Genomic DNA, 11637 nt, shown 5'->3' with positions numbered 1-11637 from the left:
AACGGGTATCGCGAGATATGTTGATTCCCCCCTAGAGTTGATCTACGTACCCGGCCTCGGTCGCGCTGGCTATGGGTGGTGAGGCGAGTTGCCCACCCCCGGTGAGGGCTGCCGCCTCGGTGGCGAGAACCACCGGCATCGCCGGATAGGGGTCCTTGATGGGCCGCCGCTGCTCGCGGATCCGCCGGCGGACCTGGTCCAGAGCGACGCCAGCGACGTAGTGACGGCCACGCCGCTCGCCGCGCGCCTCTAGCAGTCCTTGATCCGCGAGACGCGCGAGATCACGGGTGGCGGTCCGTTCCTCGACCTCGGCGAGTTTCACGTAGAGGGGACGCCGGACCCGGTATCCGAGGACGGCCTCATATAGCAGGCCGGTCACCCTCTCCGGCAGCTTCTCGGAGGCGACCAGGGCGTCGAGCTCGGCCCAGATCGCAGGTGCCTCCTGGAATCGCCGGGCCACGGTCTGCGCCTGCATGTGGTGGGCGCGCAGATTGAACGACACCCACAGGTGCGCCGACTCGTGCGGGTTCCAACGTCCTCTGCCGGTGACGGCCAAGACCCGGTAGTAGTCCTCGGTGTTGCTCCCCAGCCACTCCTCGATACTGGAGAACGCCGGCTCAACGATCGCATCCCGAGACAGCACCAGGGTCTGGAGGGCGCGGGCCATGCGTCCGTTGCCGTCCCGGAACGGGTGGATCATCACCAGGTTCAGGTGCGCCATCGCTGCTTTCACCAGCGGATCGACATGCTCGTCGGAGCGCAGACGCTCTGCCAATTCGTCCATCAACCCGGGCACCTCGATCGCGTCGGCACCCTCGTAGACGCGCCGGTCAGTCCGCTCGTCGTGCACGTAGATCGGCCCGCGGCGGTACTGGCCTGGGCTCTTCGAAAGGTCGTGCGACAACATCATGTAGTGCATGCTGCGGATGATCGAGGTGTCGTAGCGGAAGTACGGATCGCCGGCGCTCTGCAGGACGTAACCGAGCGCCTGCCGATAGCCGCGAATCTCCGCAAAGGTTCGCTGGTCGGCGCTCAGCGGCTCCTCATTCTCGAGCGCCGCAGCCGCGTCGTCCTCGGCGACGACGTACCCCTCGATGCTGTTGGAGCCGAGGATGGCCCGGGCGAGCATCGTCCTTCGCAGCCCGCCGGTCCAACGGCGAGGCGTGCGGAGGACATCGGCCAACGTGCTTCGCATCTGGTATATCTCGGCTAGGACAGACCGGTCTTTGCTGGTCAGGCCGGGTGTCGTGTAGATCGTCATCGCTGTCCCTATGTCTTTTTGAATGAGACAACCATAGCCCTTGGCTGGCCCTGTCGCAAAGAAAAAGACAAAGAGACAGGTTGAGACAGGCCGGGAGAGCCTCGGCTTCCGCCACCCGGACGCCTCGCGCCCTGTAGCTCGCCTAGAAATGCGCCGAGCCGAGGCCAGGTCTACCCCCAGAGCCTCGGCTCTACGGCTTCCACTCGCATCAACGATGGGCGCAGGTAGCCCAGCCCCCGCCATTCACCGCCACGATGAGGATCTACGACTCCCGCTCGTTTGCCTCCGCCCCGACGTGATGGGGTGGTGTCTGTGACCTCCTGACGGGGTGGCGGATGATGCCGTCCCCGCATCAGCGCAAGTTCCTTCTCACGGGGCAGAGGTTCCGCCTAGCGACGGCGCAGCTCCTCGGCTTTGACCGTCGTATCGGGTCTTCAGGACGCGACCAAGGTCGACGATCGTTAGTGATCAAGGGGAAGCAAACGGTAGCGGCTACAAAAAGGGACTTCGGTCAAGGGACGAAGACGGCAAAATTGCATGCAGCAAGATCCGCGCAAGGAGATCCACCGGGAACCCCCTAAACACCCCCTACGACAGTTCAGGCCCCCTCGCCTGAGGGGGCCTGAACTCGTGTGGAAAAGATCCACTAGCCGGGTGACTGATGGGAATTGAACCCACGACAACCGGGACCACAACCCGGTGCTCTGCCAACTGAGCTACAGCCACCATGCCGTCCACCCGGTCGATCGCCCCGGGCGGGTGCGGACCAATCATAGCCTCACCCCGGCCCGCCGCGTCCAGCGGGTTCCGGCCGCCGGCGGGCGGCCCGGTTCAGAGCTCGGCGGCGATCGCCTTGGCGCTCTCCACGTCGGGACCGGGCAGCGGGACGAAGATGGTGCGCCGGTAGTACTCCAGTTCCCGGATGCTCTCCTGGATGTCGGCCAGCGCCCGGTGCGCGAGGCCCTTCTGCGGCTGCCCGAAGTACACCCGGGGGTACCAGCGCCGGCAGAGCTCCTTGATCGAGGAGACGTCGATCATCCGGTAGTGCAGGTGGGCGTCGAGACGCGGCATGTCCCGGGTGATGAAGCCGCGGTCGGTGGCGATGGAGTTGCCGCACAGCGGGGCGGTACGCGGATCCTTCACGTGGCGGGTGACGTAGTCGAGGACCATGTCCTCGGCCTCGGCCAGGGTCACCGTGGATCGGCGGACCTCCTCGGTCAGCCCCGACTTGCCGTGCATCGTCGCGACGATCTCCGGCATCGCCTCCAGCGCCGCCTCATCGGCGTGGATCACCACGTCGACGCCGTCGCCGAGGACGTTGAGGTCGGGGTCGGTGACGAGCGCGGCGACCTCGATCAGCTTGTCCCTGCCGAGGTCCAATCCGGTCATCTCACAGTCGATCCAGACGAGGAGATCAGCCACCGGGACAGCCTACGCTGCAGCCCACGACCCGCGGCTGCGCGCTCCCGGCGGAGCGGACCGTTAGGGTTTCTGCGTGCCAGCCGAATCTGTCGCGCCGCCCGCCGTCACCGACGACGACACCGGCGGCCGTACGGTTCGTCGGCTCCTCGCCGTGCTGGCCCTGGCCGCCGTGCTGCCCGCGCTCTACCTGCCGGGCCTGGTGCACGACTTCTTCGACCTGAAGATCTACATGCGGGCGATGGAGTGGTGGGCGGCCGGCAACCCGCTCTACGACTACGTCCAGCCGGACCGGGTGCAGGGTGAGCTCTACTTCACCTATCCGCCATTCAGTGCGCTGCTGCTGCTGCCGTTCGCGGCATTGCCGCTGGGCGCCACCGTGGCGATCTTCACGGTGCTCACCGGGCTCGCCGTGGTGGTCACCACCCGGTGGCTGGTCACGCCCGTGATCGACCGGCACCACCTGCCCCGGCTGTTCACCCTCGTGGTGGCGGTGCTGCTGGTGCTCGCGGTGGAGAGCACCCGCGAGACGATCACCTTCGGGCAGATCAACATGCTGCTGGTCGTGCTGGTCCTGGCCGACCTGCTCTTCGCCGTACCGCAGGCGCGGCGCTGGGCGGGGGTGGGCGTCGGGCTGGCGACGGCGCTCAAGCTCTTCCCCGGCATCTTCATCGTCTACCTGCTGGCGACCCGGCGGTGGCGGGCGGCGGTGGTGGCGAGCGTGACTGCGGCCGTCGCGACCCTGCTCGCCGCGGCCGTGGCGCCGCGGGACTCGTGGCGGTTCTGGACCCACGAGCTGTGGGCCACCGACCGGGTCGGCCGCACCGACTACACCGGCAACCAGTCGCTGTTCGGGCTGCTGAGCCGGATCACCGCCCCGGAGCAGCCCGCCCGGCTGATCTGGTTGCTGCTGGTCGCGGTCGTCGCCGGGTACGGGCTGTGGCGGGCGGTGCGGGCGGCCCGCGCCGGTGACCCGCTCGCCGGGCTGACCCTGACCGGCCTGGTCGGTGCGCTGGTCAGCCCGATCACCTGGACACACCACATCTACTGGTTCATCCCGGCGGTGGTGGTGCTGGCGGATGCCGCGCTGCGCGCCGACCCGTCGAGCGCGGCCGGCGTCCGCCGCCGGAAGCTGTTCGCGGCGCTCGCCGTCGGCACCGCCGCCCTCATCGTGTACGGGGTGGTGACCTTCTACGACTGGGGCGTCGCCCCCGCCCGCACCGATTCGCCCGTGGAGTTCCTGGTGCGCAACACGTACGTGCTGCTCAGCCTGCTGCTGCTGGTCACGCTGCCGGCGCGGCCCGGAGCTGCTCGGGAGAAGTCACCGCAGGGTCGGGAAAAGTCGCATCAAATGGACGATCTTCCCGACTAGCACACTTCACCGCTAATCTGGTCTCAACTACCTCAGACGACTCTCGGGTAGCACCGATCCCCCGGTGAAGGCGGCCCTCCGCGTCGGCAGCGCGGAGGGCCGCTCGCCGTTTGCGCACAGGCCGAGGTGCCGGCGCGGGCCCGCGGTGTCCGGCCGGCCGGCTGGTGGGACGTCCCGCCCGACGTCTTCGGCGGGACCGCCGCCACGACGGGCGGGGAGGTCAGGTCGTGGCGTCGGGGTCGTCCGTCGCAGTGGCGGGGCGGAGCCGCCCGTCCATCGGGACCGGCCGGGCCGTCTCCTCCGGTCCGTTGGGCGGCCAGGCCAGCGTCAGGGTCACCCCGGGCGGGCGCGGCGCCTCCGCCGCATCCGGCCCGGTCAGGTCGGCCAGGCTGGCCGGCCGGCGCGCGGGCACCGGCCCGATCGCCGGCCGGGGCGCGCCGGTGGAACCCACCGCCGCCAGTTGGCGCCCGCCGACCAGGGACCGGTCGGTGTCCCGGGTCGGTTGGGCGCCCAGCCCGCTCAGCGAACTCACCCCGAGCCGCCCGGCCAGCACCGGCACCTGGTCCGGCTCGACCACGAAGACCACCTCCCGGAGCCGGACCGGCCGCAGCAGGAGCAGCAGCGCCAGCGTCACCAGCAGCACCCCGCCGGCCAGCAGGCCGGCGGTCGCCGGGGCGGTCCAGCCGGAGCGCAGCTCGGCGCGCAGCTGCAGGGCCAGGTCGGGCCGGCCGTCGGAGCGCATCACCACCAGGCTCAGCCGCTGGCCGGCCAGCTCCTGCGGGCTCCACTCCAGCGCACCGATCCCCTCGCGTACCCAGAAGGGGCGGCCGACCGGGTCGGTGGCCGCGGCCGGCGCGGACCCCGCGGCCGGCGCGGGCACGGCGGGCCCGGCCCGGTCCAGCCGGACCGGCAGCGGGCCCCGGGACAGCGCCACCCGGCGGACGGTGGCGTGCGGGACCGGGTCGAGCCAGCGCCGCACCTCGTCGGTGGGGGCCAGGCCGACGAAGGCCGGCCCGTCGGCGGTGCGCGCCTCCAGCCGGAGTCGGGCCGAACCGACCCGCGTGAACGGCGCCTCCGTGCGCAGCAACGCGTCGACGTCGCGGACCACGACGGCGTGCCCGGCCGTCTGCACCGTCTCGAACCGGGCGGCGAACGCGCCGTCGGGTTCGGCGTGCCGGGCCAGCATCCAGAGCGTGCCACCGGCGAGCAGCGCCGGAATCCCGATGATCAACAGCAGCGTTCCGACCAGCGCCCGCACGACCCGCATCCGCTCCGTCCCCCTCCGTAGCCAGGTACCCGGCCGACCTTACCGACGTCGGCCACCTGATCAGTGGATATCCACGGTCGAGGATCGGAAAAGGGCGTCGGCCCGCCGGGTCACCGGCGGGCCGACATGTCGACTCACGACTCAGGACTTCGGCGTCCGCCGGGTACGCGCGAAGGCCAGCCCGCCGAGCAGCAGGCCGCCGGCTCCGGCGACCAGGCCGGCGATGCCGAGGCCGATGGCCACCGCGTCGTCGCCCTCGGCCTCGTCGTCGTCATCGTCGTCGTCCGCCGGTGCCGCGGCGGCCCCGCCGGTCGGGCCGGCCGACGGGCCGGCGGCGGTGAGGGTGAGCACCGGCGCCGGGCTCTCCGGCTCCTCGGCGCCGGGCGTCGGCTCCTCGATCCAGCGCTGCACGTTGCCGTCGGAGTAGGTCTGCAACGTCTTGAAGACCATCCGGTCGACCTGCGGCAGCGGCCCCATCGAGACCGGGAACTCCTGGAACTCGCCGGGCTTGACCCCGGCGTTCCCGGAGGCCGTCCAGGTCAGCTTGGACACCACCTCGCTGAGCTGGCTCCCGTGCACCTCCACCGGCGGGTCGGCCTTGCGCTTCTCGATCGTCACCGTCCAGCCCGGCACCGGCATCGTCGACACCGAGCCGACCGGCGCGTTCTCCGGCAGCACCACCTCCACCTTGGTGGTCGACGCCGTGTCGCTCTCGTTCGGCACCCGGAACGCGAACCGGCCGTAGCCGCCCTGGGTCGCCTCCTTCGGGTTGACCGTGACGTGGGCCGACGCGGGCGCCGCGAAGCCGAACACGGCGGTGGCGACGGCGCCGAGCGCCAGCGCCGCGGCGGCGGTCATGGAACGCCGGTGACGGATCATGAACGGGGACCTCTCTAACGGATCGGCACGGTGGCGGTCACCGTGGCCTGGTCGATGTCGGACGTCCGGGCGGTGACGCGCAGCTGCCACTCCCCCGCCGCCGGCAGGTTGATCTCGCCGGTGGCGTGGTTGTCGGTCAGCGGCAGCAGTGGGATCTCGATCGGTTCGATCCCGGCCGACGGCAGGGCGGCGGTGGCCTTCCACTCGACCACCGGCTGCGGTCGGTTGTCCTTGGTGTACGCGTAGAAGTGCACCGAGTTGTTGCCCCGCTCGGCCGGGTCGATCTCGACCTGCAACGAGAACAGCGGGCTGGACACGGTGGTGGAGAAGTAGCCGGCGCTGGCGCCGGCCGTGTCGGTGACGGCGGTGCGGGCCGGGGTGATCTGCACCAGGGTCGCGGTCACGCCGAGCACCACGGCGGCGATCGCCAGCTCCACCCAGACCGCCCGGCGCACCTGCCCGGGCCGCTCGGGCCCGATCCGCCGGCGGACCAGCTGCCGGGAGTACGCGGCCACCGCGATCACCAGCGCGAAGAGCCCGATCTTGGCCAGCACCAGCCGCCCGTAGGTGGTGTCGACCAGGGCGCTCGGGGTGGCCACCTCGATCAGCGCCTGGACGGTGCCGGCGAGCAGGAGCGCGGAGACGGCCAGCGCCGCCCAGCGTGACCAGATCGGCAGGATGGCGCCCAGCTCCCGCTCGTCGGCCCGGGGCAGCAGGAACCCGGCGAGCATCACCAGCCCGCCCAGCCAGACCGCCATGCTGCCCAGGTGCACCGCGTCGACGATCACCGAGACCGCCGGCGCGGGCGAGGCCGCCGGGTGCCCGGCCACCGGCCAGGTGAGCAGCGCGGCCGCGCCGAGGACGCCGAGGATGACCAGGTCGGCCCGGCCGACCGGGCCGGCGAACAGCGGGCGGAGCAGGAACGCCGCCGCGGCCAGCAGACCCAGCCGGACCAGGTGCGCGGCGCCGAACGTGCTGCCCAGCACGGAGCTGAGCCCTTCGCCGGTCACGTCGAACAGCCCGCCGCCGGCGGTGTACGGCACCTGGAGCAGCAGGTTCGCCACGGTGGAGAGCGCCACCAGGCCGAGCCCGAGCCAGGCCAGCCGGGCCGGGCCGCGCCGGGACAGCCGCCGCGGCCAGAGCGCGGCGAGCACCAGCGCCGGGCCGACGAGCAGCAGCAGGCCGGCGTAGCCGACGTACTTGGCGACCTTGACGGCGGTGCCGACCACCGGGTCGGCCCGGTTGTCGTCACCCGGGTCGACCGGCGGCGCCGAGGGCGCGCCGACCGAGTAGGTGAACGCGCCGGAGACCGGGTGGCTGTCGGCGGAGATCACCCGGAAGCTGACCAGGTAGGTGCCGCGCCCGGCGGCCGGGTCGACCGGGATGGTCAACACGGCGCCCTCGAAGGTCGGCTCGCCCCGGTCGGCGCGATCGCCGTCCGGGGCGATGACCCGGATCTTGCCGGGCACCTTGCGTACCGACTCGCTGAAGGTCAGCACCACCTCGGCCGGGGCGTTCGGCACCACGGCCGAGGAGACCGGGCTGCTGCTCACCAGCACCGCGTGGGCGCTGGCGGGGGCGGCCGGGGCGATCAGCAGGGCGACGACGGTGACCAGCAGGCCGGCGAGGGCGGTCAGCCGGGCGAACCGGCGGCGGGTGGCGGCAGTCATGCCGGCCATGCTCGCCGACGACGGCCCCTGGCGGCGACCCGGCGTCACCCGCGCCCCGCCGCGACCGCCGTCGACAGCGGCCGGTCCGGCTCGCCGCTGACCCGCCCGAGCGCCCAGAGCAGGCCGGCCTGGACCACGGCGGCCAGGTGGCCCACCTCGTGCACCAGGGCGGTGGTGGAGTTGGCGATGTCCACCGCGCTGGTGCCGGCCAGGCAGACCGCCAGCACCAGCGCCACCGGCACGAACGCGCGGGCCCGCTCGGGCCGCCACGCGGCCAGCGCGAAACCGACGGCGAGCGCCACGTCGAACGAGGCCATCTCCCGGCTGGTGTGCGGGTCCACCGACACGCCGAGCCCGGCGAGCAGGATCGGCAGCGCGACGGCCAGTTGGGCGACCGCGGCGACCGCGACAGCCACCCGCAGCACCTGCCGGCGGGCGCGCACCGCCGCCTGCGCCGTCCGCCCGGGGGCCAGCGGGTCGGCGGCCACCGCCGCCAGCACCGAGGCGGTCAGGTCCGGTACGGCCACCGCCTGCACCCGCACCAGCCGGGTCACCTGCTCGGCCCGGGCGAGCCATTCCCGGCAGCCCGGGCAGCCGTCGGTGTGCGCGTCCAGCGCCGCCGGCGCCATCTGCGGATCCTCGCCGTCCAGCCGCGCCGACAGCGCCGCGCGTACGTCGTCGCATGTCATGAGCGGGTAGTCGGCCCCGGTCCGGGAAAAGTTCCCGACGTGGCGCAGGACATGGAAGAGCCGAAGGGCCCTCCCCCGTACCACGGCGCCGCGTAACCTGGTCTGTCGTGATCCCCGCCCCGCGCGACGCCACCGCCGCCGGTCCGGCCGACCCGGCCGGCGCCGCCGGGCGGGAGTCGGCGACCGGGTGGGCGTTGGCCGCCCGCGACGGCGACCCGGTGGCCCAGGCCGCCTTCGTCCGGCTCACCCAGGCCGAGGTGTGGCGCTTCGCCGCCGCCCTGGTCGACCCGGACAGCGCGGACGACCTGACCCAGGAGACGTACCTGCGGGCGTTCCGGGCGCTGCCGGCGTTCGAGGGCCGCTCCAGTGCCCGCACCTGGCTGCTCGGCATCGCCCGCCGGGCCTGCGCCGACCACCTGCGCGCCGTGGTGCGCCGGCGGCGGCTCGACGAACGGCTGGCCGCCCACGCCTGGACCGACCGGCCGCACCCCGACCCGGCCGGCCACCTCGGCGCCGCCGACCTGGTCCGCCGGCTGCCCGCCGAGCGGCGCGGGGCGTTCGTGCTGACCCAGCTGCTCGGCCTGTCGTACGCCGAGGCCGCCGTCGTGGAGGGGGTGCCGGTGGGCACCATCCGTTCCCGGGTGGCCCGGGCCCGCGCCGACCTGGTCGAGGCGGTCGGCGACGCCCTCGCCGGGTGACCCGGGAACTTCCACCGGAGCCGGGACGACCAATGACCGTGACCGCACCGAGCACCCGGGCCACCCGCTGGCCCGCCGTCCGGCCCTGGCTCGGCATCGCCGCGCGGCTGGGCCTGGCCGCCGTCTGGCTGCTCGCCGGCGGCTCCAAGGTCGACGACCTGGCCGCCTCCGGCCGCGCCGTGCACGCCTACCAGCTCCTGCCGTACGACGTGGCGACCGTGGTCGGCGCCGCGCTGCCCTTCGTGGAGCTGGCGCTGGGCGTACTGCTGCTGCTCGGGCTGGCCACCCGGCTCACCGCCGGGGTCTCCGCGGCGCTGCTGGTGGTCTTCATCGCCGGGATCGCCTCGGCCTGGAGCCGGGGCTTGGCCATCGACTGCGGCTGCTTCGGCAGCGGCGGCCAGCTCGAAACGGGGCAGGCCCCGAGCTACCTCCCGGAGATTCTCCGGGACCTGGGATTCCTGGCGCTGGCCGGATTCCTGCTGATCTGGCCCCGCACGCCCGTCTCGGTGGACGGCTGGCTGACCGGGGACGCACCCGTGGAGGACGAGGATGAGTAGTCGCAAGGGGCAGAAGGGTTCGGCCCGGGTAGTCCGCGAACAGCTCGCCCGGGAGCGGCGGCGCAAGCGGACGCTCTGGGTGTCGATCGCCGCCGTGGTCGTGCTGGTGGTCGCCGGCCTGATCGGCTGGAGCGTCTACTCCAGCCAGCGCTCCGACGACTTCACCGCGCCGACCGGCTCGAACGAGGCCGGCACCGGGATCGTCGCCGGCTCCGGGCCGGTCACCATGGACATCTACGAGGACTTCCTCTGCCCGGCCTGCAAGCAGTTCGAGCAGGTCAGCGGCGCGACCATCGACCAGCTGATCAGCGAGGGCAAGGTCCGGGTCGTCTACCACCCGGTGGCCTACCTCAACCGCTTCTCCACCACCGGGTACTCGACCCGCTCCTCGGCGGCCTCCGGCTGCGCAGCCGAGGGCGGCCGGTACCGGGAGTACGCCAAGGCGCTGTTCGAGCGGCAACCGCCGGAGGGCGGCGCCGGGCTCAGCGACGACGAGCTGGTCGACATCGCGGCGAGCACCGGCATCGACCGGGACGGCTTCAGCTCCTGCCTGCGTGAGGGCACCTTCAAGCCGTGGACCGAGCACGTCACCGAGGAGGCCAGCAAGGCCAACGTCACCGGCACCCCGACCATCCTGGTCGACGGCGAGTCGATCGCCGACCGCAGCCCGGCAGGGCTCAGGGCAGCGGTGGAGGCGGCGGGCCGGTGATCCGGAACCTGCTGACCCGCGCCGGGCTGGTGCTCGCCGGGGCGCTCACCGCCACGCTCGCCACCGCCGCGCCGGCCGCCGCGCACGGCGCGGACGCCCCCGACGGCACCGACTACCGCACCGAGGTCACCGCTGTCACCCCGGCCCGGCCGGGGCTGAGCGTACGGGTGGTGGAGGCGGGCGCGCGGCTGGAGCTGACCAACACCGGCGACCGCGCCGTGCAGGTGCTCGGCTACTCCGGCGAGCCGTACCTGCGGATCGGCCCGGACGGGGTGTACGAGAATCGCCGCTCCCCCGCGACGTACCTGAACCGGACCATCGCCGGCGACACGAAGCTGCCGGCCGGGGCCGATCCGGCCGCCGCGCCGGACTGGCGGCGGGTCGACGACTCGTCGACGGTGCGCTGGCACGACCAGCGGGCGCTCTGGCGGGAGTCCGCCCCGCCGCCGCAGGTGCGGGCGGCCCCCGACCGGGAGCACCGGGTGCGGGACTGGGTGGTGCCGCTGCGCGACGGCACCGAGGCGGTGGAGATCCGCGGCACCCTCGACTGGGTGCCGCCGCCGGACGCGTACACCTGGTGGGTGGTGGCCACGGTCGGGCTGCTCGCGGTGGGCGCGCTCGGGCTGCTGCCGGCCGGGTCCGCGCCGGGCGGGCGGGCGCTGGCCGGGCTCGGCGCGCTGCTGGTCGCCGGCGGGCTGGCCGCCGTCGTGTTCACCGTGGGTCGGGAACTCGACGCCGGCGCCCGCGGCGTCGGCGGGCTGCTCACCGGGCTGCTGGCCGGGCAGGTGTGGGCGCTGCTCACCGGGCTCGGCGCGATCGCCGCCGGGAGCTACGCGCTGGCCCGCCGGCCGGCCGCCGACTTCGCGCTGGCGCTGGCCGGCGCCTGCCTGGCGCTCTTCGCCGGGGTGGCCAACGCGGCGGTCTTCGCGCGCGCGATCGCCCCCGTCCCCTGGCCCGCGACGACGGCCCGGCTCCTGATCGCGGTCGTCCTCGTCAGCGGCGCCGGCGCCACCGCGGCCGGTGCCCTCCGCCTGCACACCACCACCCGCACCCCCACCGCCCCGGCGACCAGGCCGGCGCCCCGCCCCTGATGTTTCCGCGATCTTGCACTGTGAG

Annotated in this window: 11 protein-coding genes and 1 tRNA gene; 5 read left to right on the top strand and 7 right to left on the bottom strand. The window is 73.4% G+C overall.

Annotation, left to right across the window (positions count from 1 at the left end; all coding sequences use genetic code 11):
• Window positions 1–31: 31 nt before the first annotated feature.
• The 3 genes from ACVCAH_RS18840 to orn all read right to left on the bottom strand — a co-directional run bounded on the left by ACVCAH_RS18840 (window position 32) and on the right by orn (window position 2683).
• Complete coding sequence (locus ACVCAH_RS18840) at window positions 32–1261, bottom strand: Fic family protein (protein ID WP_447137468.1); 1230 nt, start codon at window positions 1259–1261, stop codon at window positions 32–34.
• 653 nt (window positions 1262–1914) lie between these two features.
• Window positions 1915–1987, bottom strand: a tRNA-His gene (locus ACVCAH_RS18835).
• 105 nt (window positions 1988–2092) lie between these two features.
• On the bottom strand, window positions 2093–2683 hold the full coding sequence (gene orn / locus ACVCAH_RS18830; RefSeq protein ID WP_447137467.1) for an oligoribonuclease: 591 nt from the start codon (window positions 2681–2683) through the stop codon (window positions 2093–2095).
• A gap of 73 nt (window positions 2684–2756) precedes the next feature.
• Here orn and ACVCAH_RS18825 point away from each other — a divergent pair, with 73 nt between their 5' ends.
• Window positions 2757–4052: a glycosyltransferase 87 family protein gene (locus tag ACVCAH_RS18825; protein ID WP_447137466.1), complete on the top strand. Its 1296-nt coding sequence runs from the start codon at window positions 2757–2759 to the stop codon at window positions 4050–4052.
• Window positions 4053–4272: 220 nt separating this feature from the next.
• Here ACVCAH_RS18825 and ACVCAH_RS18820 read toward each other — a convergent pair whose 3' ends face one another.
• The 4 genes from ACVCAH_RS18820 to ACVCAH_RS18805 all read right to left on the bottom strand — a co-directional run bounded on the left by ACVCAH_RS18820 (window position 4273) and on the right by ACVCAH_RS18805 (window position 8557).
• Window positions 4273–5319, bottom strand: a complete 1047-nt coding sequence (locus ACVCAH_RS18820; RefSeq protein ID WP_447137465.1) for a hypothetical protein — start codon at window positions 5317–5319, stop codon at window positions 4273–4275.
• Window positions 5320–5460: 141 nt separating this feature from the next.
• Entirely contained in the window at window positions 5461–6198 is a 738-nt protein-coding gene (locus tag ACVCAH_RS18815) for a YcnI family copper-binding membrane protein (protein ID WP_447137464.1), read from the bottom strand.
• 14 nt (window positions 6199–6212) lie between these two features.
• A complete protein-coding gene (locus tag ACVCAH_RS18810; RefSeq protein ID WP_447137463.1) occupies window positions 6213–7877 on the bottom strand; it encodes a copper resistance CopC/CopD family protein in 1665 nt (554 codons plus the stop codon).
• Window positions 7878–7912: 35 nt separating this feature from the next.
• Window positions 7913–8557, bottom strand: a complete 645-nt coding sequence (locus ACVCAH_RS18805; protein WP_447137462.1) for a zf-HC2 domain-containing protein — start codon at window positions 8555–8557, stop codon at window positions 7913–7915.
• 107 nt (window positions 8558–8664) lie between these two features.
• On the opposite strand from ACVCAH_RS18805, the gene ACVCAH_RS18800 reads away from it, so the two are divergent.
• The 4 genes from ACVCAH_RS18800 to ACVCAH_RS18785 are packed head-to-tail and all read left to right on the top strand — an operon-like array spanning window position 8665 to window position 11612.
• A complete protein-coding gene (locus ACVCAH_RS18800; protein ID WP_447137461.1) occupies window positions 8665–9255 on the top strand; it encodes a sigma-70 family RNA polymerase sigma factor in 591 nt (196 codons plus the stop codon).
• A 32-nt stretch (window positions 9256–9287) separates the two neighbouring features.
• The gene (locus ACVCAH_RS18795; RefSeq protein ID WP_447137460.1) at window positions 9288–9812 is read left to right on the top strand and encodes a MauE/DoxX family redox-associated membrane protein; all 525 of its coding nucleotides are present in this window, start codon (window positions 9288–9290) and stop codon (window positions 9810–9812) included.
• Complete coding sequence (locus tag ACVCAH_RS18790) at window positions 9805–10521, top strand: DsbA family protein (RefSeq protein WP_447137459.1); 717 nt, start codon at window positions 9805–9807, stop codon at window positions 10519–10521. The genes ACVCAH_RS18795 and ACVCAH_RS18790 overlap by 8 nt, the downstream gene beginning before the upstream one ends.
• Window positions 10518–11612, top strand: coding sequence for a hypothetical protein (locus tag ACVCAH_RS18785; RefSeq protein WP_447137458.1), 1095 nt, complete (start codon window positions 10518–10520; stop codon window positions 11610–11612). Before ACVCAH_RS18790 ends, ACVCAH_RS18785 begins: the two co-directional genes overlap by 4 nt.
• The last annotated feature ends 25 nt before the right edge of the window (window positions 11613–11637 follow it).

This window comes from Micromonospora sp. LZ34 (assembly GCF_052981855.1).
Note: the sequence above shows the minus strand (reverse complement) of the source record. Positions and strands in the feature narration are given on the sequence as shown.

Bases quoted from the DNA above. Each gene is read 5' to 3' on its own strand.
- ACVCAH_RS18840 (WP_447137468.1), bottom strand. From the start codon at position 1,261: ATGACGATCTACACGACACCCGGCCTGACCAGCAAAGACCGGTCTGTC.
- ACVCAH_RS18820 (WP_447137465.1), bottom strand. From the start codon at position 5,319: ATGCGGGTCGTGCGGGCGCTGGTCGGAACGCTGCTGTTGATCATCGGG.
- ACVCAH_RS18815 (WP_447137464.1), bottom strand. From the start codon at position 6,198: ATGATCCGTCACCGGCGTTCCATGACCGCCGCCGCGGCGCTGGCGCTC.
- ACVCAH_RS18810 (WP_447137463.1), bottom strand. From the start codon at position 7,877: ATGGCCGGCATGACTGCCGCCACCCGCCGCCGGTTCGCCCGGCTGACC.
- ACVCAH_RS18805 (WP_447137462.1), bottom strand. From the start codon at position 8,557: ATGACATGCGACGACGTACGCGCGGCGCTGTCGGCGCGGCTGGACGGC.
- ACVCAH_RS18795 (WP_447137460.1), top strand. From the start codon at position 9,288: ATGACCGTGACCGCACCGAGCACCCGGGCCACCCGCTGGCCCGCCGTC.
- ACVCAH_RS18790 (WP_447137459.1), top strand. From the start codon at position 9,805: ATGAGTAGTCGCAAGGGGCAGAAGGGTTCGGCCCGGGTAGTCCGCGAA.